At 41.7% G+C, this 23510-nt stretch carries 20 protein-coding genes; 17 read left to right on the forward strand and 3 right to left on the reverse strand.

All coding sequences use genetic code 11. The features are described 5' to 3' along the window. The first annotated feature begins 2 nt into the window (after nucleotides 1-2). From G587_RS24515 to G587_RS22610, 3 genes are all read left to right on the forward strand, one after another. Nucleotides 3-761, forward strand: coding sequence for a response regulator (locus G587_RS24515; RefSeq protein WP_051201002.1), 759 nt, complete (start codon nucleotides 3-5; stop codon nucleotides 759-761). A gap of 115 nt (nucleotides 762-876) precedes the next feature. Continuing rightward, on the forward strand, nucleotides 877-1185 hold the full coding sequence (locus G587_RS0112155; RefSeq protein WP_026492471.1) for a hypothetical protein: 309 nt from the start codon (nucleotides 877-879) through the stop codon (nucleotides 1183-1185). 615 nt (nucleotides 1186-1800) lie between these two features. Beyond that, nucleotides 1801-2586 carry an ATP-binding cassette domain-containing protein gene (locus G587_RS22610; protein ID WP_051201003.1) on the forward strand — a complete coding sequence of 262 codons (786 nt, stop codon included), beginning with the start codon at nucleotides 1801-1803 and terminating at the stop codon, nucleotides 2584-2586. Between the two features lie 5 nt (nucleotides 2587-2591). Here G587_RS22610 and G587_RS0112165 read toward each other — a convergent pair whose 3' ends face one another. Beyond that, nucleotides 2592-3371, reverse strand: a complete 780-nt coding sequence (locus G587_RS0112165; protein WP_026492472.1) for a hypothetical protein — start codon at nucleotides 3369-3371, stop codon at nucleotides 2592-2594. Nucleotides 3372-3644: 273 nt separating this feature from the next. On the opposite strand from G587_RS0112165, the gene G587_RS0112170 reads away from it, so the two are divergent. Then, on the forward strand, nucleotides 3645-5414 hold the full coding sequence (locus G587_RS0112170; protein ID WP_026492473.1) for an MATE family efflux transporter: 1770 nt from the start codon (nucleotides 3645-3647) through the stop codon (nucleotides 5412-5414). 122 nt (nucleotides 5415-5536) lie between these two features. Here the strand turns inward: G587_RS0112170 and G587_RS22615 are convergent, their stop codons facing one another. Further along, nucleotides 5537-6544 (reverse strand): alpha/beta fold hydrolase, encoded by a 1008-nt coding sequence (locus G587_RS22615; RefSeq protein ID WP_051201004.1) that lies wholly within the window; start codon nucleotides 6542-6544, stop codon nucleotides 5537-5539. Nucleotides 6545-6757: 213 nt separating this feature from the next. Here G587_RS22615 and G587_RS0112185 point away from each other — a divergent pair, with 213 nt between their 5' ends. The 11 genes from G587_RS0112185 to preA all read left to right on the forward strand — a co-directional run bounded on the left by G587_RS0112185 (nucleotide 6758) and on the right by preA (nucleotide 20943). Continuing rightward, the gene (locus G587_RS0112185) at nucleotides 6758-7435 is read left to right on the forward strand and encodes a hypothetical protein (protein ID WP_026492474.1); all 678 of its coding nucleotides are present in this window, start codon (nucleotides 6758-6760) and stop codon (nucleotides 7433-7435) included. Between the two features lie 458 nt (nucleotides 7436-7893). Beyond that, a complete protein-coding gene (locus G587_RS0112190) occupies nucleotides 7894-9669 on the forward strand; it encodes a PP2C family protein-serine/threonine phosphatase (protein ID WP_026492475.1) in 1776 nt (591 codons plus the stop codon). Between the two features lie 14 nt (nucleotides 9670-9683). Further along, nucleotides 9684-10433 carry a hypothetical protein gene (locus G587_RS0112195; RefSeq protein WP_026492476.1) on the forward strand — a complete coding sequence of 250 codons (750 nt, stop codon included), beginning with the start codon at nucleotides 9684-9686 and terminating at the stop codon, nucleotides 10431-10433. A gap of 232 nt (nucleotides 10434-10665) precedes the next feature. After that, nucleotides 10666-10944 carry an HU family DNA-binding protein gene (locus G587_RS0112200; protein WP_022761419.1) on the forward strand — a complete coding sequence of 93 codons (279 nt, stop codon included), beginning with the start codon at nucleotides 10666-10668 and terminating at the stop codon, nucleotides 10942-10944. Between the two features lie 137 nt (nucleotides 10945-11081). Then, nucleotides 11082-11435, forward strand: a complete 354-nt coding sequence (locus G587_RS0112205) for a hypothetical protein (protein ID WP_026492477.1) — start codon at nucleotides 11082-11084, stop codon at nucleotides 11433-11435. Between the two features lie 162 nt (nucleotides 11436-11597). After that, nucleotides 11598-11822 (forward strand): hypothetical protein, encoded by a 225-nt coding sequence (locus G587_RS0112210; protein WP_026492478.1) that lies wholly within the window; start codon nucleotides 11598-11600, stop codon nucleotides 11820-11822. A 20-nt stretch (nucleotides 11823-11842) separates the two neighbouring features. Continuing rightward, nucleotides 11843-14032: an NHLP family bacteriocin export ABC transporter peptidase/permease/ATPase subunit gene (locus G587_RS0112215; RefSeq protein ID WP_242830080.1), complete on the forward strand. Its 2190-nt coding sequence runs from the start codon at nucleotides 11843-11845 to the stop codon at nucleotides 14030-14032. Nucleotides 14033-14047: 15 nt separating this feature from the next. Then, a complete protein-coding gene (locus G587_RS0112220) occupies nucleotides 14048-16240 on the forward strand; it encodes an ATP-binding cassette domain-containing protein (RefSeq protein ID WP_026492480.1) in 2193 nt (730 codons plus the stop codon). Next, nucleotides 16230-16739, forward strand: a complete 510-nt coding sequence (locus G587_RS0112225; RefSeq protein WP_026492481.1) for an RNA polymerase sigma factor — start codon at nucleotides 16230-16232, stop codon at nucleotides 16737-16739. Before G587_RS0112220 ends, G587_RS0112225 begins: the two co-directional genes overlap by 11 nt. Beyond that, nucleotides 16736-19405 carry an HD domain-containing protein gene (locus G587_RS0112230; RefSeq protein WP_026492482.1) on the forward strand — a complete coding sequence of 890 codons (2670 nt, stop codon included), beginning with the start codon at nucleotides 16736-16738 and terminating at the stop codon, nucleotides 19403-19405. Before G587_RS0112225 ends, G587_RS0112230 begins: the two co-directional genes overlap by 4 nt. Before the next feature lie 32 nt (nucleotides 19406-19437). Beyond that, complete coding sequence (gene preA, locus G587_RS0112235; protein WP_051201008.1) at nucleotides 19438-20943, forward strand: NAD-dependent dihydropyrimidine dehydrogenase subunit PreA; 1506 nt, start codon at nucleotides 19438-19440, stop codon at nucleotides 20941-20943. A gap of 185 nt (nucleotides 20944-21128) precedes the next feature. Here the strand turns inward: preA and G587_RS0112240 are convergent, their stop codons facing one another. Then, nucleotides 21129-22196, reverse strand: a complete 1068-nt coding sequence (locus tag G587_RS0112240) for an SGNH/GDSL hydrolase family protein (protein WP_026492484.1) — start codon at nucleotides 22194-22196, stop codon at nucleotides 21129-21131. A gap of 712 nt (nucleotides 22197-22908) precedes the next feature. Here G587_RS0112240 and G587_RS0112245 point away from each other — a divergent pair. Both G587_RS0112245 and G587_RS0112250 read left to right on the forward strand, forming a co-directional pair. Then, nucleotides 22909-23190 (forward strand): hypothetical protein, encoded by a 282-nt coding sequence (locus G587_RS0112245; RefSeq protein ID WP_026492485.1) that lies wholly within the window; start codon nucleotides 22909-22911, stop codon nucleotides 23188-23190. 22 nt (nucleotides 23191-23212) lie between these two features. After that, on the forward strand, nucleotides 23213-23500 hold the full coding sequence (locus G587_RS0112250) for a hypothetical protein (RefSeq protein ID WP_026492486.1): 288 nt from the start codon (nucleotides 23213-23215) through the stop codon (nucleotides 23498-23500). Nucleotides 23501-23510 lie beyond the last annotated feature (10 nt).

Raw genomic sequence — 23510 nt, forward strand, 5'->3', positions numbered from 1 at the left:
AAATGGAAAAGATAACAGCTATGCTTATCAGTGATAAGGAAAGTATAATTGTTCGAAGCATTGAGATGAAGCTGACTGAGATGAAATTCCATTCAGTTATCACAAAGGCTAAGATCGAACGTATAGAAGCGCACAGGAATGATGCGGATCTTTTCATTATCTATCTGCCTGATGAAATATCCGATGACCTTATGAAGTCATTGGTTTATCTTGCTGATTATTCACTGGATAGCGGTAAACCGATCGTTCTCATCGGTGAAGTTGAGATGAAAGGAATACTTGTTTCAAGGCTGAAAAAGCTGGGTGAGTATCTCATCTGGTTTGACAGACCGCTGGATATAGAGGACTTCGGATTCATGGTCAAAAGGGCTATGGAAAAGAACAAGAAGCAGGCTGTCATGAAGCGAATCCTGATAGTGGACGACGATCCCAATTATGCCAAGATGGTAGCAGAGTGGCTTAAGGACTCCTACAGAGTAGATATCGTGGCATCAGGTGCACAGAGCCTTACCTTCCTTACCAAAAACAAGGTTGACCTTATTCTCCTTGACTACGAGATGCCGATCGTTGACGGGCCCCAGGTGCTGCAGATGCTAAGAGAGGATCAGACAACAGCCTCAATCCCCGTAATCTTCCTTACGGGAGTTGATAAGAAGGAGAGCGTAGCTAAGGTTATAAAGCTTAAACCTCAGGGGTACGTTCTGAAGTCAGCGACCAAGTCAGACCTTCTTGTTACCATAAGAGAATTTTTCAATAAGTAAAAAATGTTTTGTTTTAAAACATCATATTGATATAAAAGCATTAAAATTGGTATAATAAGTACAAGATATTGCATTTTGATTATCTATTTGTGATTGAAAAGGTTTGGAGTAGTATATGAAAACAGTAACGATAGATTTCACTAACAATGTACTTAAGATTATGGCCAAGAAATATGCGGATACACGTGAGTTTGAGGGATTAAGGAAGGAAACTCTGGCATCGTTTTTCCCGGAAAAGAAGTTTATGGAAGATTATAATTCATATACATGGGATTTTGATGCGGATATTTTCATAGTTAATCAGGATAAACGCAAAATTGTGGCAGAATCCGGAGATATCCGGTATTTTCCGGAACTAATTATTCCGATGCCGAATCTATCAAGAAAATATAAGGACTTTATGAATATAGTGATGACAGTCTAAAATGGCTGTCATCTTTTTGTTTGCAAGGGCATGCCGCTTACGCGGTGGCTGGTGGATTACCTCGGGCTCAGAATCTAGGAACAATCAGATCCTGCCGGGAATTTTGGAGATTTTTAGGATGGTTTTGAGCTTATTCGGGATTTTCTGAGGGAGCGTTTTGAACTTTCTGAGTAGAAGTTACGTCTGTATCTGTGAAATGTGAAAGTTGGGCTAAAGGTAAGGCTTTTTGGAAATATGTGGTGAGTCAATCATGGTGAGAGATGGATAATAGGTGTAATGAATTTTGAATTAGAAATCTGCTGTTACGTCGATGATTGGCAAAAGAAATAATTGGTGAATCCGCAAAACAAAGTTGATAAGTCAGGAGCATAAAATATATAAAACAGGTGTAAATATATTTTTGATATGTACACCAGGAGGCAAGATAATGCAAGGGTTGGTGTAAAGGGTATTCGATGAAGAGCTTTTTCTTACACCAGGGGCAATATAAAAGGGAGAACAGGTGTAATTGATATCGATAACAAGAGCCATAGTTGCGCCGGGAGCGGCATAAATAGAATACCGGTGCAACGATTTTTGTAGTTTAGACCTGTAGTTACAACAGAGGAATAAATAATGGAAAAGGAAGTAATGATTTCTGCTTCTCATTTAAAGAAGAGTTTTCGTATAGGCTGGAATAAGCAAAGCTGTGTAATTAAAGATGTAAGTCTGGATATTAATAAGGGTGAGACTCTGGCCCTGGTAGGCGAATCAGGCTGTGGGAAGAGTACCCTTGCAAGACTTCTTCTTAGAATGCTTAAGGCTGATGAGGGAACCATATTATTTGAGAACAGGGAGATATCAGGTCTATCCGAGAAAAATTTTAGGTCCTACAGAAGGGAGATGCAGATGGTGTTTCAGGATCCTGCATCGTCACTTGATCCCAGAATGAAGGTAAGGGATATCATAGCAGAGCCCCTTAAAGCGTGGCATGTTTACAACTCCCGCAAGGAGCTTGAGGAGAGAGTATTGGAGCTTGTGGACATGGTGGAGCTGCGGACTGACTGCCTTGACCGCTATCCGCATCAGTTTTCGGGAGGACAGCGTCAGAGAATCGGGATAGCAAGGGCGATAGCCTTAAATCCTAAGCTTCTTGTCTGCGATGAATCCGTATCTGCGCTGGATGTCTGTGTGCAGGCACAGATATTGAATCTTCTTAAGACATTAAAAAAACAGATGGGGCTCACCTGTCTTTTTATCAGTCATGATCTGTCTGTTGTCAGCTTTATTGCTGACAGAGTATGTGTAATGAAAGATGGCAGAATCTGTGAAACAGCGCCTGCCGCTGAGCTTTATGCCAATCCTCAGAATGAATATACGAAATATCTGTTGTCGTCTGTGCCGCAGATTATACGACCTTAAGCTCCCTACTTATATGTGTGCTGACTTGGTTCAAGACCAAGCTCTGTAACCAGCTCGGAACTATCGGTAAGTCCGATATAGTATGCGGTCAGCTCACTTACTTCATTATTGATTCTGTCATACAGATATCTGGTTGATCTTAAGTCAGAACAGCAATACATGAGCTCGTTAGGCATATTGTTTTCGAAATATTTTACCGCTGTCTTATCAATTCCATAGGTATCATCGGTTGTATACAGATCAGGTGCTCCAAAGGTATGCAGTATCTCGTGAGCATAAACCGCAGGGCAGTTTGCTTCCGTATCATCTATTGTGAAAAGGTATACGATCTCATAGGGATAGGGCATACCCTCATACCAGTCTCTGGTACTTGTGATGTTGCGATTATTCCAGTCGGTGTTAGTTATAACGAAATAAATCACATTGTCAGCATCATACTTGTCCTGAAGAGCATATGTATCAATGTTCTTATCTATATATTTCCATACACGGTAAGCGCGGGATTCTGCATCAGACATATCACAGTTTAAGCTTACGCTGTAGAACAGATCAGGGTTTTCATGAAAATCCGTTATGAATTCTGCTTCCTTTCCATAGCTTTCTGCTACATCTTCAATATAGTCGCCTGCTATCTGCATATAACGGTTTACTTTATTAACAGTATTCTGATCTATCTTAGAATCAAAATCCCAGGAATAGGTGTCATCATCACAAAAAATGCTTACAACTATGGTTCTGCCCACCGGCGTATTGGCAGTACCGAGAGGGTATAACTGGTTGGTCATTTCTGCAGTCTGAGTCCTTAAAGACTGTGTGATAAACGTAAGTAAATGTATTAAAAAGATTAAAAATGTTTTTATGATTCGCATTACTAGAATTTAACGTATCAGCAAATAAAAATCAATCCGTTTTAGTATCCGTTTTAGTACATCCGTTTTGATGAACATAATTTAGAAAAAATTTAGATTATTCAACGTTAATATTTATTGTTAGCAAATTAAATAAACTTATAATTATATTGAGGCATTATTCATAATTTACCGGGAGGAAACTCAGTAATGAAAAAGACATCAGAAGAGGCGCTGCTTACAAAGCTATACTTCAGACTGCTGTCTTATCAGGTTCTTTTGCTAATTATTAACGCTCTTACAGGCATAGTTGATAGCCTTTTTGCCAGCAACTTTATAGGAAAAGTTGCCATGAGTGCTATCGGTTATTATTCGCCGCTTAATCACTTTTTATTTGCAGTCAGCATAACTCTTGTCAGTGGTTCACAGCTTCTAGTGGGTGAGGCTATGGGCAAAAACGACATGGATTCAGTTAACAAGTTTTTCTCCACGGATGTCATTGCCGCGGTAGTGATTGGAATTACCACATCAATCATTCTTGCACTGTGCGCACTTACCAATTTCACGCAGCTTTTCATCCCTGATCAGCCAGAACGAAGTGCCATGAATCTGTACCTTATAGGTCAGGCCTTCGGAATCCCGGCTCTTGTTCTGGGGCAGCAGTTCTTTGCTTTTCTTTCACTTGAAAACCAGACTAAACGTACCATGGTAGCCAGCTTTATATGTATCATTACCAACACCGTGATGGATGGCATTTTGGTAGTAGGTATGAAGCTTGGAACGCTGGGGCTCGGGCTTGGAACAGCTCTTGGTATGTGGGGCTTTCTTATTACTATGGGACTGTTTTATTTGTCGGGGAAATCGGAGATGAAATTCCTGGGCAAAGTCTTTTCATTCAGTGATTCAATCCATATCATTAAGCGTGGCTATCCCGGGGCGTTGTCGAGATTTGTGGAAATGTTCAGGTGTTTTATCATAAACGCTCTTATATTGACCTATGTGGGAAGCGTTGGACTGTCAGCCTTTGCTGCTGTTAATTCAGTAATGGCTGTTTTTTGGCCACTTCCATATGGAATGCTTGCGGTAACGCGTATGCTGTTTGGAATTACCATAGGTGAACAGGATCGCAGATCCCTGCAGAATATAAATCGGATAGTTCTGGTTAAGTGCACTATTTTTCAGGTCTTAGTAGCAATGCTTATAGTCGCACTTGGAACACCGCTTACTCAGATGTTTTACCGTGATATGAGTGACCCCGTTTATAACATGACACTTATGGGTTTTAGGATATTGCCGCTATGTATGGGATTTTCCGTGTGGTGTCTGCATTTTGGCTGTTACGGTCAGACCATGCAGAAGAAGGGCCTGTCACATGTACTGCCTATTATGGATGGAGCGGTCTTCGTGATTGCGTGCTCAATATTACTTATCCCGATAATGAAAATGAACGGTCTTTATGTAGCAAATGTTCTTAATGGCGTTTTGTGCTGCTCGTTTATAGTTATATACGCGGCGGCATGTCTTAGGCGCCTTCCGAGGAACCTGGATGAACTATTGGTTATTCCCGATGAATTTGGCGTTTCGGATGACGAGCGAATAGATATCAGTATTACGCAGATTGAAGAAGTGACCGCTATTTCAGAGCAGGTTGTGGATTTTTGCAGAAAGAAAAATATTGATGAAAAGAGAGCTTTTTATGCCGGACTTGCCCTTGAGGAAATGGCAGGAAACGTTGTGGAGCATGGATTTACCAAGGACACCGAAAAGCATTCAATCGATATACGCGTAGTGCATAAAAACAATGATATTATCCTTAGAATAAAGGATAATTGCAGAGCTTTTAATCCATTGGAAAGAACTACGATTCTTCAAACAGATGAAATTACAAAGAATGTGGGAATAAGACTTGTAAACAAAATCGCTAAAGAGATGAATTATCAGAGTCTGCTGGGACTCAATGTTCTTACAATAAAGATATAATTCCAAGGAGACAATGACGCTATATGTTCATAAATGAAGAGAGCCAAGCTTACTGCTTGGGGAATGGCAATCTGCTTTTTGCTGGTCCATATTCTTATGATCAACATTTCGCATGAATCAGCCTAATCCAGGAACTGTATCAATCTGTTTTGGAAATCATGGTAGTAGGGCTTCTCGATATAAGCAACATGAGAAGCGCCTTCGATTACTTCCAGTACAGAGTCACCTGGCAGCTCATCAAGGCACGCGCTTATTCTGTCATAGTTAAGATATGGATCGCAGTCTCCGCATATAACAAGTGTGGGGACTGTTATTTTTGAAAGGTCTATAAGTGACTGTGATTTATCAACACAGATATCTCGCCTGCCACCGTTGGGGCTGGTCTCTTTATCATAGTGCCAGGAGCTTGAACAAAAGAGCTCAATGACAACAGGATCTGTAACTTCGTAATTAATGGTACCATCCTCATTTTTTTGAAAATCATCAGCAGCATGTTCCCAGCTGTTATGATGGAAGGGCTCAGTTATTTCATATTTACCAACGCCGGAGAGTATCGGTGCATACAAAACAAGCTTTTCTATATGCTCAGGATGAGTAGTCACAAAACGGCCGGTTGTCACGGTTCCCCAGCTCCATCCGAGAAGGTCTATCTTATTTTGTCCTGACACTTCACATATCTTTTCTACTGCAGCATTGATATCTTCTGCTGCGTAATCCGAATCAGGAAGGAAGCCATCAGACACTTCTCCCGATTGTCCAAAGCCTGCTATATCAAGGCGCCATACAGCATATCCTTTTCGTGCAAGAAAACGCACAAGACTGTAATCTTCATAATCAATATCAAATTCGTGGGATGAATAGGTGACGCCGTGAATTAGAAGAATATTCTTATTGGCTTTTGTGCTTTCTGAAGTCATACAATCCAGATGCAGGGCGATACCGTTTCTTTCAAGCGGAACTTCTTTATAGCTATATTCCACAGCAGCTTCAGGAGTTTTAGTGCCAGCACTGTTTTTGTTAGTAATTCCGCAGCCTGCAACCGCTGTGATACATAAAAATAGCATCACTATAAAAATCGATATTTTTCCGATATTCTTATTGTTTTCAAATTTGGACTTATATGTTCTCATATTATGCTCCTTCAAAAATAATTATAAAGTTATTTGGTTTGCGAACAATGCGGATTAACGGTGAATAATCTAAAATTTTTCTAAATTTAGTTATGATGAAGTCAGGAGATTATGGTTATTTAAGAAAAACTTTAGAAAATGTGACACTATTTATGATGCAGTCTGTCTTATAATAATTTGAGTAAGACAATTCCTTGGTGAGAGGAGGATATCATGAGTAGATTTGACAAAAGATTTTTAGCATTGTTTTGTGGAATACTGATAACGGTAGCAGGCTGTGGTAATTCAGAGCCTCTCGTTGGAAGTGATGCAGTACCTGAAGCGGAAGTCGAAACGACAGAGGTTGTTGATGGCGAAACTGCAAAAGCATCCTCCGTTGCTGATGCGTCGGAGAAGCTTCCTGTTTATGAATATCCTGACAAGACGTCGCTTCTCTATGAAGTGAATAAATATCTTATAGAAAATGTTGCGACTAATTATGAACCTGCAGATGTCAGCATACCTGTTATCACTATAACTACTACAGATGACAGCAACCCGGATGACATTGTTGTATACGGTGATTTCTATATTGATAATTACAATCTCAACGTAAATATTCTTGAGTGTGAATCAGGTGGTGATTATCCCGGAGCAATGCACCTTAAGAAGACTGACACAGGCTATGAAGTTACTTCCTTTGATGTATGCAAGGATGGTAGCAGCTTCGATTCCAGTGCTAAGGAGATTTTCGGAGAGCATTACGACGATTTCATGAAGGTGTTCCAGACAATACAGGGAACAAGCAGAGAGGAACAGAGAAAGCAGATTATTTCCGAGTATGTTAAGACAAATAATCTCTCAATCACTGCTTTCCAGGACTACGGATGGGATCCGGTTATGCTGGATTAAATAAGATATTATTTGTGGCTTTAGTAAAGTCCGCTCATATAAAATAATATGTGACAAAAAAGGCAAAACAGGTAGCAAAAAACTGTCTGTTTTGCTCTTTTTTTATTGAATAGGAAATTCCTATTCAATAAAAAAGCACTCCGTGGGATGCACACTCGCGCGAATGGAAGATGTTGCATTCTGCAACCGCGCTCGGTGCGAGAGTTTTGCAAGCAAAACTCTATTTTATGGAAATTTAAGTTTGGTGATACGACTTTATTTCCACTTAATATTGTTATTAAAAATTTCAGAATATGTTACATTTAGTGACATTTTTTTTCAAAGCACCTCACGTATAATATTTTTAGAAAACTAAGTCAGGAACAACCTCCTATCACCAGAGAGGCGACCTCGGCAATGATGTTATCCGTGATCTGATGGCTGTTACACCTGAGGCAACTGGTACAAAATATTAAAGAATGAAGAAAACTTCCGGACGAAATAAATACATATTAGTTCAGTATGGAAACTTGTTTGTTATGGCCTTTGCTGTCATGGCTGTTGTGGTGGCAGTTCTTGCCCTGCGTGGCTTTAGACAGCAGGCCAGAATAAGCGAGAGTGAAACTGCGTATTCACAGGCGCAGCAGACAGAGGAATACATCGAGACCTTTAAGGCGTATCCATTCCTTTTGGAATATTGGCATGAGCATAAGGATGAGCTGTCGGAAAGTGACGATGTGATGCTGGAATTCATGAAAAATCCTGCAGCCATGTTTGAAGAATTCAAAGTGTCTTCTATATATGATTTCACTATGGAAGACGTAGAGAACATGGATGATGGACAAAAGCGTAAGATAGCATTACTCAGTTACTGGATAGCGGTTGATCACTTTACGTTCATCAATGATACGGAGAAGGATACCCTCGATGGTCCAATGCTTACTACGGCCAATGAAGACCGGGAATACTGCGTGCTTATCAACACCTCTGAGAATCCGATTCCTACAGGGGATAATCTGATCTTTAAGCAGGCTCAGAAGATTTATAATCCTGAGAAGGAAATAGAGGATGTTGATGACAGTATTTTCTATATTGAAGATAATGAGGGCGGATATTTTACAGGAGTGCTCTATCCTGTGAAATATGAGGATAAGCTGATAGGACTTATAATCATTGAGCTCCGGGAGGCTTATCTTAAGGAAACCAGTTTTAACTACACCAATACTCTGCTTATAATAATTGTCTTTTTGTCATTTTGTATGTGCGGATTTTTGCTGGAAAAAACCAATCGTGCTGTCATTAAGCCGATTACTCAGATCCAGCAGGGACTTAGAGAATACACCAATAATCTGAATTCTCTTACAGTGATCAGCAAGATGAGAAGCATAAAGAGCAATAATGAGATAGGAAGACTTGCCGATGATATAGCTGCTCTTGCCGAAAGGGTTGCTAAATACGAGGAAGAGAAAAGTGCACATATTGCAGAACAGACAAAGATAAAGGCTGAGTTAAATGTAGCTAACAATATCCAGCGCAAAATGCTACCGGACAGCTTCCCTGACAGGGACAGCGAGAAGAGATTTGATATCTATGGAATCTTAGCTCCCGTAAAGGAGATTGGAGGAGATATATACGATTTCTTCTTTGTTGATGATGACCATCTGGTGCTTATTGCAGCTGATATTACAGGTAATGGCATTCCTTCCGCACTTTTCATGATGGAAGCAAGGACGCTGATTAAGCTCAAGGCAGAGGAGGGTAAAACTCCTTCACAGATTCTTACTGAGGCCAATGACTGGATAATCGGACAGAATGAGGACAATATGATCATTTCACTCTGGATGATGAAAATCGAGCTTTCGACAGGAAGAGCTCTTGAAGCCAATGCAGGTTATGAGAATCCGGCCTATGCCCAGGGCGGTGGCAAATTCGAATTTATAAAGAATAAGCATTCAGTGGTTCTTGGAGCGGTTGATGGAGCAACATTTAAAGAGACGGAATGGAAGCTTGAGCCTGGAGATAAACTGTTTGTTTTCTCAGATGGTGTTATTGATGCGACCAATCATCACAGGCAGTTCTTTGGAGCAGAGAAGCTTCTTGAAACACTAAATGAGGTCAATGACCTTGATCAAAAGGAAATTCTGGAGCATGTAAAGGGTGGTATAGATAAGTTTATCGGGAAGGTTCCGTTATTTGACGATCTTACAATGATGGGGATTACATATTGGGGTTCGAGCGATGCAAAAAAAGAGTAAAGGAGAGATACAATATGAAGAGATTTTACAAATGTTGTTTTTCGCTTTTTTGCGGAGCACTTATAACGGTTACCGGCTGTGGGAGCAGGGCACAGGCTTTGGCAGCTAATGATGTAATGCCTGAAAGGACTGCAGTGATCAGTGAGGATCTGGTTGCAAAGGCAGCTACCCCCGAAAAGAAATCCACCGTTGCACTTCCTGCTTACGAGTATCCTGAGAAGGATTCCGTTCTTTATGCGGTAAGTAATTACCTTATAGATAAGCTTGGAAGTCAGTATGAGAAGGCTGATGTATGCATCCCTGTTATTTATGACATTTTCATCGATGAGAGTAATAGTGATGATATCCGTGTTGGTGGAGATTTCTGGATATTTAATTACAATCTTAAGGATGACACATTGGAGACTGATTCCTGCGGAAACTATCCCGGACTGATTCATCTGAAGAAGTCAGGTAGTGACTATGAGGTTACAAATTTTGAGATACTTGAGGAAGACGAAGAATTTGACGCTAAAGTAAAGGGAATATTCGGAGATTACTACGAAGCCTTTATGTCAATCTATTCAGATGCAGATGGCAGAGAGGAAATCAGAAGACAGGTTATCGCCGAATATGTATTCAGTAATGAGCTTCCTATAACCCAGTATCAGGATTATGGCTGGGATCCGATTCTGCTTGGCGATACCGGAGGTCGTGAGGAATTTGAGAAGCTTTTGACCGAAAGAGAGAAACATCCCGTATTGGAGTTTACAGCTATTAAGTAATTACTTGCATTAGAAGAACGTATTCTTTCGAAAACCTTGAAAACACTAGTTCTGGAAGTTTCAATATCTATTTTTTACAAGAATAATCAGATTTTTTTGACACTTATCACCAAAAAAGGCTTAAATACGGAAAAATTCGACACTATTTGCTAAAAAAGGCTTGTTTTTCAGCATTTTGGGTGCTAGTATAGTCAATGTAGTTAAATTTTCTTATTATTGGAGGAAAAATAATATGAACAAGACAGAATTAGTAGAAGCAATTGCAAAGGAGACAGGTCTTTCTAAGAAGGATTCTGAGAAGGCTGTAAAGGCTTTCGTTGACGTTGTTTCAAAGCAGCTTAAGAAGAAGGATAAGGTTCAGCTTGTTGGCTTTGGTACATTCGAGACCACAAAGAGAGCAGCAAGAACAGGTAAGAACCCTCAGACTGGCGAGAGCATCAAGATTCCCGCTTCTGTAGCTCCTAAGTTCAAGGCTGGTAAGGCTCTTAAGGATCTTGTTAATAAGAAATAATTAAAACTTCAAATAGAAAGCCGGTAGTCAGATGACTACCGGTTTTTTATTATAAAAAAAATTTTTATTTTTTATGTCGCCTTTTTTGTCTTTGATTCGTATTAATATATAGAGAACAGGAGGTGAAAGTAAATGGGATGAAAGAAATAGAAGAGATTTTTAAAAATGCAACATTTACCGATGAATCGCATAAAGCCCGCTTGCGAGCCCAGCTGTTCAGTGAAAATATAGTAGCGTATAACACTTATGGAGGTGGAAAAATGTCTGACGAGAAGAAATTACAGGATGCAAACTTAGCAAATGAGCTTTCTGATGATGATCTTGATAATGCAGCCGGTGGATTGGCTTTTGGTGTAATAGCAAGTGAACTTGTTATGAGATCAAAAACTCCTGTTTTAGCACAGGATTGTGTTTTAAGACCTGAACAGCTTAAACAGAATACACTTTCCGGAGGCCCTCAGAGAAGACCTAACGATACTACAATTTGCTAAATTTAATTGAATAAATGACAATATAAAGTAGAAACCTTGCATATTTCCCAGTAAATATGCAGGGTTTTATTTTTTTTATGAAATATTCTTACATAGTTTATAAACGGAAAATCGTCATACTGTACAATAAAAGTGGTATATCGTGTCGAAGGAGGATGACTTATGGAAGATAATAAGATTTTCAGAGAAAAAAGTATAGAACGTGTATCTTCTCCTGAACAGTTAAACGATTACATCCAGGTTACTACGCCTTCGATCTGGATTATTTTGCTTGCGGTTATAGTACTTTTAACCGGAACTCTCATCTGGGGAATTTTTGGTGAGATCCATGTTAATACCGAAGCTGGCGAAAAGACTGTTGCTCCTATTACGTGCATTCTCAATTGAGAAAGGAATTTCGTATGAGCATGGGCAGTAATAAAAAAATTAAAATGCCTGTAGAGAAGGGGGTTGCAAAGGTTCCGGTGGTGATGCAGATGGAAGCACTGGAATGCGGCGCAGCCAGCCTTGCTATGATCATGGCATTTTATGATAAATGGATTCCGCTGGAGCAGGTACGAGAGGACTGCGGCGTATCCCGTGATGGCTCGAAGGCCGGCAATATTGCAAGGGCTGCCAGAGCTCATGGGTTTAATGCCAAGGGCTATCGCTTTGAGATAGAGACTCTTAGGGAAAACGCCACCTTTCCCTGCATTGTTCACTGGAATTTTAACCATTTCATAGTTCTTAAGGGCTTTAAGAACGGAAAAGTATATATTAACGATCCTGCAAGAGGTGATGTGGTCCTTACAGACGAGGAGTTTGATGAGGGCTTTACCGGCGTTACGATTCTTTTTTCTCCCGGAGAAGGGTTCGAGCCATCCGGTGAGAAGAAGAGCATGATAGAGTTTGCAAAAAAGAGACTCGAGGGAACGGGGGTAGCCTTTGCATTTGTAGCAATTACCACATGTACGGCATCGCTTTGTCTTCTTATTGGTGCCGGATTAGCAAGGTTCTTCATGGATTATATGCTTCCGGGCACTAATCCGGGGCTTGTAAATGTGTTCTTGCTTTTTTTATCTGTGATCACAATGGTCCACATAGTTGTGCTGTGGATTTGCGCCATTTATTCCCTTCGCATCAGCGGTAAGTTTGATGCGGTAGGGAATGCCACTTATTTCTGGCATGTACTTAGGCTTCCGATGAAGTTCTTTTCACAGAGAATGGCCGGTGACATAGAGCAGAGACGTCTTACAAATGCGGTCATAGCGGATGTTCTTGTTAACACCTTTGCTCCGCTCCTTATAAATGCCGCGATGCTTGTGTTCTACCTTCTGTTCATGATCAATTATTCGGTGGTCATGACTCTCGTAGGAGTGAGTGCGGTTTTCATAAATCTGTTTCTGTCGCACCTTATCAGTGCCAGGAGAGTGAACATAACCCGCGTACAGATGCGTGATATGGCAAAGCTCTATTCAACCACTGTATCCGGAATTGAGATGATAGAGACCATTAAGAGCAGCGGCGCAGAGAACGGCTTTTTCAGAAAATGGGCAGGCTATCAGGCCAGTGTGAATGCGCAGAATGTTAAGCTTTCAAAGCTGAATGCCTACTTTGGAAATGTGCCTTTTATTATCATGACGCTGACCAATAATCTGATCCTTATAATGGGCGTTTACATGGTCATGACTGGAAGATTTACAGCAGGTACAGTGCTTGGATTCCAGGGACTTTTTGCACAGTTCCTTGTTCCCGTGGAGTCATTTATAAATGCCGGTCAGAGTCTTCAGGAGATGCGTACCGAGATGGAGCGTATCGATGATGTTATGGAATATCCACTGGATCCTTCGGTTGTTAAGGAAAAGGTGGATGACACTATTGATGCATCAAAGGGTAAGCTCTCCGGCAGGCTTTCAATGAAGGGCGTTACCTTTGGCTATTCAGGTTTGATGCCACCGCTTATTCAGGACTTTAATCTGGAGCTTTATCCCGGGAAAAGCGTTGCATTTGTGGGTGGCTCCGGCTGCGGAAAGAGTACCTTGAGTAAGCTTATTTCAGGACTGTATCAGCCCTGGGAAGGTGAGATATTATTTGACGGCGTTCCCGCTGAAAAGATAGACAGAAGCGTTTTTACATCCTCAGTAGCTGTCGTTAATCAGGAGGTAATCCTGTTCGAGGATACGATCGCCAACAATATCAAGATGTGGGATCAGTCCATAGAAGATTTCGAGATGATCCTTGCTGCCAGAGATGCCCAGATCCATGAGGACATCATGCAAAGGGACGGCGGCTATCAGTATAAGATGACGGAGGGTGGCCGGAACTTTTCAGGAGGTCAGCGTCAGAGAATAGAGATAACGAGGATTCTTGCTCAGGATCCGACGCTTATCATTATGGATGAAGCAACCAGTGCCCTTGATGCACAGACGGAATACAGCGTTGTAAAGGCGATCAAGGACAGAGGAATTACAAGTGTGGTAGTTGCCCACAGGCTTTCTACCATAAGGGACTGCGACGAGATCATAGTGCTTGATCACGGAATGGTTGTAGAACGTGGAACACACAGTGAACTGATGGCGAAGAATGGTTTGTATACTCAGCTTGTTACCAGTGAGTAATCGGGGAGCTTTTATATGAGCTGGTTTGATGAACAAATCAAAATACGTGAAAACGCCGACATGGAGGCCTTCGAGGATTCATGTCTTAGAATAGCGGGTTCCGTTATGGGAAAAAGCCTGACCGCAGCTCTCCATGATGAGAGGCAGCAGGCTAAGGACGCTGTCGGTGAGGTGCTTAAATACTACCATGTGGCAGAAAGAGAGATTCCCGAAAAGCTCACTTCTCTTGAGGATATTCTGGAATATCTACTGCGACCAAATGGAATGATGATAAGGGAAGTGACTCTTAGAGAAGGCTGGAGAAAGGATGCCTCCGGTGCCATGCTCACCACCCTAAAGGGCAGTAATACGCCCCTTGCGCTCATCCCGGCAGGTATGTCCGGCTATAAATACAGAGATGCCGAGACGGGAAAATATGTAAGGGTTACGGCAGCAAGGGAGAAGCAGATAGCCACTGATGCTATAGCTTTTTATAAGCCCTTCCCCATGAGGAAGCTGGGGATGAGAGATGTGATCTCTTATATTTGGGCAAATATTGATAAGGGAAGTCTGTACGCATATTTAGGGATTTTTACCCTTATAGCTCTGCTTGGACTTATTGTTCCTTATATTACAAAGAGCATGTTCGCAGACGTTGCTGTGTCAGGAAACATGGTAGCTCTTATAGCAATTTCGATATTTATGATAAGCGTATCTCTTGGAAGAATGCTGTTTGGAACGATTCGTGATCTTTTCCTTGAGAGGATTGCACTTAAGCTTGATCAGACCGTTGAAGCTGCCACCATGATGAGAATTCTTGCACTTCCTACGAGGTTCTTTGGGAACTATGCATCGGGTGATCTTAGCACAAGAATAAACTACATGAACCTCCTTGTTACGCAGCTTATTAATATAGGACTTTCAACAGGACTGACGGTGCTTTTGTCCTTTATATACATAATTCAGATATTTACCTTTACGCCAACGCTGGCTGTTCCGGCGCTCACCGTTACGCTTCTTATCATCATAGTTACGGCTATGGCGGTTGTTGTAAGCACAGGCATAAACCGCGTTCAGATGGAGCTTGCTGCCAAGGAGAGCGGTCTTGCGTATGCGCTTATTGCAGGTATTGAGAAGATTAAGCTTTCGGGTGCTGAGAGACGTGCCTTTGCAAAGTGGGGCAGAGCGTACTCCGAGCAGGCTGTTTATAAATATGATCCGCCGCTTTTCGTAAAGACAAGCTCAGTTCTGATAACGGCGATTTCTCTTATCGGAACTGTGATCATATACATGATAGCCATAAAAACTCAGGTCAGTATCCCTGAGTACTATGCCTTTAACTCAGCCTTTGGAATGGTGAGTGCTTCCTTTGCAACCTTCTCCGTTATGGTTACATGTGTTGCTCAGATAAAGCCTATTCTGGAGATGGTAAGGCCTATCATGGAGACTGTTCCCGAGGTCGCAGAGGATAAGCCTGTTATAGAAAGGCTAACCGGAGCAGTTGAGGTTAATAACGTAACCTTCAGATATGATGAGGACGGACCGCCTGTACTTGATAACCTTAACCTTAAGATCAAGCCGGGTCAGTACGTTGCGATCACTGGGAAAACCGGCTGCGGAAAGTCAACGCTTATGCGTATTCTGCTTGGCTTTGAGACTCCTCAGCGAGGTGCCATTTATTACGACGGCAAGGATATAAAGAGTATCGACCTTAAATCCCTCAGAAGCAGGATCGGAACTGTTATGCAGAACGGTTCACTTTTCATGGGAGATATTTATGCAAATATAGTTATCTCCAATCCTGAGCTTACTCTGGATGATGCCTGGGAAGCGGCTGAGCTTGCCGGGATGGCAGATGATATAAGACGCATGCCAATGGGCATGTTTACGATGATAGCAGAAGGCGCCGGCGGAATATCAGGCGGTCAGAAGCAGCGACTTATGATAGCAAGAGCTATCGCACCAAAGCCTAAGATTCTGATGTTTGATGAGGCTACAAGTGCCCTTGATAACATCACTCAGAAGCAGGTGTCGGATTCCCTTGAGACACTTAAGTGTACAAGGATTGTTATCGCTCACAGACTTTCAACCATTAAGAACTGCGACAGGATTATCGTGCTTGATGGCGGAAAGATTATTGAAGATGGAACCTATGACGAACTTATGAAGCTGAACGGATCTTTTGCGGAGCTTGTTAAGAGGCAGCAGGTAGAAACAGATGAAGGATAAAATGCCATTTGAAGAAGTTTATAGTTCTTGCTACGACAGGGTATATAAGAGTGTGTACATGCGCATTCTTGACCGGGAGAGCACTGAGGATATCGTACAGGACGTATTTATCAAGGCTATGAATGCCTATGACACTTACGATCCTGAGAAGGCCTCGGTATTCACCTGGATTTCCAGGATTGCGACTAATACTCTTACGGACTTTTTCAGGAAGGATAAATCGGACAAGTTAGTTTCATACGATGTATATTTAGAGAACGGCTTTGACCCCGGGGCAGAGGATCCGGAGCTCGACAGACTGTCAGATGATTACAGCAAAGAGGCGTATATCATACTTAAAGCGCTGACGGACGAGGAACGAGAGCTGTTAATGCTCAGGTTTGGTATGGAGCTCTCCTACGGTGAAATTGCAGAGCGCATCGGATCAAATGAAAAGGCAGTCGCCAAGCGCATGCAAAGACTTCTGACAAAATGCAAAGAAATGAGGGATAAGGGATGAGCGCAGGCAATAAAACTTCAAAGGATTTATTGAGTAAGCTTTTCTTTAATATGCTTCCTGTTCAGATTCTGATATTTGCCATGGGATCCATAAATTCCATCGTTGACGGTGCCATGGCAGGAAGATTTATCGATGCAGCATCTGTCGGAGTTATTGGACTGTTCTATTCCGTGGTTCGGCTTATTTTGGCGATAAGCTCAGTATTCTTAGGAGGAACCTCAGTACTGTGCGGAAGATATATGGGAAAAGGCGAGATGGATAATACGGAAGGTGTTTTTTCATTAAACCTGACCATTACTGTAATAACAGGTCTTGTCTTCACGGGCGTATGTCTTGGAGCTCCTTCTCTTGTCGCGGATATTCTTGGCTCAAGCGAGGAACTTAAGCCCAGTCTGATGACATATATTGTCGGTTATTCCTTCGGTGTTCTTCCAATGCTGCTTTCTGACCAGTTGGCATCATTTCTTCAGCTGGAGAGACAGAACTGGATCGGATATATCGGAGTAGCCGGAATGATAATCTCAAACGTTACTCTTGATGTACTTTTGGTAGCTGTTTTTAAGCTTGGAGTCTGGGGCCTTGCCCTTGCTACCTCCATCAGTAATACAATCTATCTGCTTATTCTTTTACCTTATTATTTTACTTCCAAAGCGCAGCTTCACTACAGCTTTAAAAAGGCTAAGTGGAGTGATCTTGGGAGCCTTATCGGTATAGGCTTTCCCGGCGCGCTTCTTATATTCTGTCTGTCCTTTAGAGGAATTGTCATAAACAGAATCCTTCTTAAATATTCAGGTAATGACGGACTTTCTGCCATGGCCTCCTTTAGCATGGTCAGCGGAATGTTTATCGCATTTTGCCTTGGAAACGGATCTATTGTTCGCATGTTTGTCAGCATCTTTGTAGGAGAAGAGGATAAGTATTCCATCAAAAAGGTTATGAAAATAGTTATGACAAAGGGTTTGCTTATCAGCATAGTATTTGCGGCATTTATTTACATGATTTCACCCCTGCTCACCAGTATATTTTTTGCTGATAAAAATTCCAACGTATACCACCTTACATATCAGCTTTTTGCCATATATGCCTTTTGTATTCCCCTGGTACTCATATGTCAGGTTTTTACCAACTATCTTCAGGCTTCGGGGCATTATATTTTTGTGAATGTTCAGTCGGTATTTGATGGATTCTTTGCCATGGTAATACCTGCCATAATTCTGGCACCTGTTATGGGAACACTTGGAGTATGGATAGCAAACCCCATCGGAATTATTCTGACTATACTGACTGTTCCTGTATATAGCCTTATCTATTGGAAAAGAATCCCCCGGAACATGGATGAGGTATTTTTCTTCAAGCCCAACTTTGGTGTTGAACCCAAGGATTCACTTGATCTTCCGATAAGGGATATGAACGATGTGGCAGACTCCTCCGAGAAGGTACAGAATTTCTGCGAAGAGCATGGTATAGGAAAAAAGGCCTCCATGTACTCGGCTCTGTGTCTGGAGGAGATGGCAGGAAATGTAGTAAGGCATGGTTTTACTGCAGATAAAAAGAAGCACGCTTTGAATATCAGGGTTGTCTACTTAAGAGGCGATGTAATGCTCAGAATCAAGGATGACTGTATACCCTTTGATCCTTCAGAGATGGCAGAGATGGTTGCTCAGAATGAAGAGACTGAAAACATAGGAATCAGGATGGTATACAAGCTTTCCGAGGAGGTTACCTATCAGAATCTGTTGGGATTAAATGTCCTTACAACCACTATAAAAGAGGATAACCTTGCATCTCTTGAGGCTAATGATTTCCTTCTTGAGAAGACCCTGCTGAAGCTTGATAAGGATCTTCACAAGAGGTTTAAGGAGGTGGCGATGGTGGCTCAGAATGTCCTTAATAAATACAGGGCAATTTTTCCGGAATATACGGACCATTCCGAGCTTCATAGCCTTACCGTAATCGATTCCTGCAACCATCTGATCGGAGAGAGTCAGGTGAAAAAGCTAAACGCTGACGAAATATATATACTTTTGGTTGCATGCTATCTCCACGATGTTGGAATGGGTATAAGCGAGAAGGATTACGAGGAGTTTAAGGAAAAACTGGGTGGAGATTACTATTTTGCAGACCATCCGAATGATACTAAAGCAGATTATGTAAGAATCTTCCACCATGAGTTCAGTGGACTTTATATTGATAAATACTGGGAGATTTATGATATCCCTTCACCTGAATATGCTTATGCAATTAAGCAGGTTGCGAGAGGACACAGGAAAACTGATCTTTTCGATGAGAATGAATATCCTTCGGATTACAAGCTTCCAAATGGAAATACGGTATGCCTTCCTTATCTTGCAGCCCTGATTCGTATTACGGATGAAATCGATGTGGTTGCAAGCCGCAATCCTATGATACTTTATGATATCAGCACTCTGACAGACGAAGAGGAAATAAATCATAACAAAAGGCTTTTTGCTGTTAAGTCCATGAAGATGACAGAGGAGACCTTCCTGCTACTTGCAGAGGAGAAGGATGAAGCCATCATTAAAGCCCTTGAAGATATGGTTGTATCTATGCAGGAAAAGCTGGACTACTGCAGACAGGTTGTGGAGAAGAGAACGCCGTTTAAGCTTACCCAGAAGAAGATACTTCTGAATGTTATCAGGAGATAGGGTAAGCGTGAATGCGAAAGGAGCATAAGATCATGATGATAAAACCTGTTATTAAACGATTGGATATGATTTCATGTGTATTATGCAAAGATGCTCCCTGTAGTGCTGCATGTCCGAATGTGGATCCCGCCAGGGCTTTGCGTGGGATATGGTTTGACAATCAGGACGTGGCAGCGATGAAGCTTCCTGAGAATAATCTATGCGCCGGCTGTGATGCACCGTGTGAAGCTGCGTGTGTAAACAGTGGGAGAGTTCCCATAAAGCAGCTCATGACCGATTTACATGAAAAGGTTCGCCCTGAAGTAGAGATTGCAATACCTGATAATGAAGAGAGACTTAAATGCGATTTATGCGGAGTGCCGATTGAGAATCCATTTTTACTGTCTTCCTCTGTGGTGGCTTCTACATACGATATGTGTGCAAGGGCATTTGAAGCAGGCTGGGCTGGAGTTTGCTTTAAAACCATCTGTTCACTTGATATCCATGAAGCTTCTCCAAGATTTTCCGCAATCAAGGGAGATAATGGAAGCCTTATCGGCTTTAAGAATATTGAGCAGCTTTCAGACCATAGCGTTGCAGAAAATATGGAGATATTCAGGCGACTTAAGGAAAAATATCCCTCTAAATTTATTCTGGCATCGATCATGGGACAGGACGAGGCTGAATGGGAATCCCTGGCTAAGTGCTGCGAGGAAAACGGAGCGGATGCCATAGAGCTTAATTTTTCATGTCCAAATATGCAGGAGGATGGCCTTGGCTCAGATATAGGGCAGGTGCCTGAACTGGTGGAGAGATTCACAAGGGCTGCAAAAAGAAGCACTACAATTCCTGTGCTTGCAAAGCTTACACCTAATGTTGCCACCATGAGTCCTGCTGCAGAGGCTGCACTACGTGGCGGAGCAGATGGTATCGCTGCGATAAATACCATAAAGAGTATTGTTGGTGTCAGTCCATATACTTTTGTTTCAGCACCGGCTGTAAAAGGATTATCAGCAGTTGGTGGCTACAGCGGAAATGCCGTAAAGCCAATAGCTTTAAGATTTATAGCTGAGATAGGACAGAATCCAAAGCTTAAGGGAATGCATATAAGCGGAATGGGCGGAATTGAAACCTGGAGAGATGCCCTGGAGTTCATTCTGATGGGAGCCGGTTCGATTCAGATCACTACTGCCGTGATGCAGTACGGCTACAGGATAATTGATGACCTTAAGGAAGGCCTGAATTATTATCTTGCCCAAATGGGAATTAAATCCGTGAAGGATATCATTGGTGCGGGCCTTGATACAGTCAGTGATACAACTGATGTGCTGGAGAGAGACACGATTCTTTTCCCTGCATTTGATCTTGAAAAGTGCAATGGATGTGGAAGATGCGTTATCTCCTGTAATGACGGGGGGCACCAGGCGATCAGATTCGACGACCGAAAGCCTAAGCTTGATGGAAGCAAGTGTGTGGGGTGTCATCTGTGCAAGCTTGTGTGTCCGGAGGATGCAATTGTTGCGGGGAAGAAACGTATTGGAATGGGGAGAAGTGGCTGATTATATGAGGCTCATGGAGTTGGAAAAAGAGCCTCTGGAGGTCAGAAGCAGCGTATCGCAATTGCGCAGACCCTGGCAATGTAAGTGTAATTGAAAAGCCGATGACGCTGTGTCATCGGCTTTTTTGATAAGTATCTGTCTTATTTGTTTTGAAAAAATATAGATACTATTCTGGTTGTTTCGCTTTATAAATTGCTGAGGATATAATTCCAGATGGCAGTGGTAGGTTTGGGATTATAATGAATTCCGTCAGGTGATATCTCGATATTGCCTTTTACGAAGGTATACAGATCTATGACCTTTACTCCGTGGGAGCTTGCCCATGAAGTGATTTCCTGATTGAAGGCAACCATCTTCGCATCGGGGTAGTTGGCTGTGTCAAAATCCCCGCTAAGGAATGCGTCATTTGTGGGACCTACAGTGCAGATAACAACCTGTTTTCCCTGGTTAAGAAGATTCTGATAAACCTGCTCATAGAGCGCGGCATCGTTATTATCGTTACATCCAAGCCATGAAACCAGTGTATCAAACTCATCCATGCTGTGGCTTCCAAGTACATCTGTAAGGTACGCGCAGTGACAGCCATCTCTTGCAAACACTCTTATTCCGCCGGCGTTTAAGTCATAGACTTCTGAAACATTTCCATCAAACATATCAACGGTTCTGGAATCTCCAACGAAAAAGATATTGCCGTAGCCGGTGTTGTCCTGCTGATTTGCGCTATCATCCTCGGGAGTTTTTTCTTCTGTTTTTCCGGCATCTGATGAGTCACTATCATCGGTGTCGGTATCTATATCAGATGAGTCAGCATCTTTATCGGAATCAGTATCTGTATCAGCATCAGGTGTGTTGGTGCTTTTGTTGCTGTAATTTGAAGAGTCATCATTGTCGCTGCTATTATCGGCTGAACCACCGCCTAAACCTGAAGCAGGTGAATAGTTGTTGTGGTCTGTGTCAGAGCCGTCATCATCAGAAGAATTATCACCAACTGATGAAGAGGGTCCTCCTCCGAAATCTATATCAGTATCGGATCCATTTGAAGGATCATCACCGCTGCTATTTGAAGGTGTACTATAATCACCGCCGTCATCCGGAATGCTATCATTTGCTGATTCCGGTGCGCTGTCACTTGGAGCAGCTTCCATACTTTCGTATGAAGAAGTAGGAGTCTCCTGAGTCTGTGTGTTAGTGGCGTTACCGCAGCCTGTTATTACAAGACACGCTACCAGCGCCAAAAATTTGCCTTTTTTCATATTGTCTCCTCCATTCTGGTCATTGTTGTCTGAATTTCGAATGTGATTTGTCTTTATATAGTCCCTCTTACGTCAATATTTTTATATTTGTTTGATTGACTTACCAGATTGTCGATATATTGTTTAAATGTAAACGCTACCATGAACTCGTTAAGTCAGTATATAGTTTGCAAACTATATAGACTTACTTTTGTGCTTGCTTATTTCCGAAAAGGCAGCAATTTTTCAACCAATCCGGACTTATTTTGTATTACTGACTTAACAGAGTGCTGAGATGTGCAGAAAAACATATACAAACAAACTATAATACGACAAACATTACGTCAATTTTGCAAAAAATCACCCTTCAGACTGAGTTTTCCCAAAAAAACTTTCCTAAGTATAACACAAGAATGTGAATTTTACGTCAACTATCCCAATTTCTACCAATTGACGTAAAAGAAATGCCCACAGAAATCACCCCACAACTTCGAACGGCCTACATACCGACCGCTTCACCCTCTGCCGCAGCATTTTTCCAAAAAAACAATACCAACCACATGAAAAGAAACATAAAAGAAATACAAAAATAAATAAGAAAAGAAAATCCCAAAAGCCAAAATATAAAAATAATATTATATATTTATTGGTTTATTGTTTTGAACCCAAAATCTAGTTAAAATAGAAATAGATTTTCTTTTTTAGAATTATCTTATGGCAGGAGGGATTTTGAGTGGACGAATTCATTGAGAGACTTAAAAATGATGAAGAGTTCAGACATGAGCTCAGAGATTTTCTTGCAGGTAAAACTGATGAGATGAATGAAATAATCGACGAGTACAACAAGAAGAGGGACGAACTCGTAATTGGCGCTATCAAGGACTATGCCGCGGAGAATGGCATGAGCATTTCTGATTCTGCGGAATCTAAGAAGAAATGCCGCGAGATATGTGAGTCAGTTCATAAGAGCCAGGTGGAAGAGTACGAAAGTGCCCTTAAGATGCTATTCGCATAATTCGTTTTGTCGGAGGTATATCATGGATAAATTCTTTTTGAAGTTAAAACAAAATCCAGATCTTCGCGCGGGCTTTGGCGCCAAGCTTCATTCGATTGACGGTGAGGTTGCGAGCCTTACGGATGAGCTTAATGATAAGAGAAATCAGCTTATACTTGAGGGAATGTCCGAGTTTGCAGGCACTCATGGTTATAAGCTTAGTCCTGATGAGGTTAAGAAGGCATACATTTCCGAGTGCAGGAAGATTGATGCTGATTATAAGACTTACTACAAGGACTTCTTTATGGAAGGCGTTGTAGACGAGTTCTGAAAATAATAAA

This window comes from Butyrivibrio sp. XPD2002 (assembly GCF_000423945.1).
In the GTDB taxonomy this organism is placed as follows: Bacteria; Bacillota; Clostridia; order Lachnospirales; family Lachnospiraceae; genus Butyrivibrio.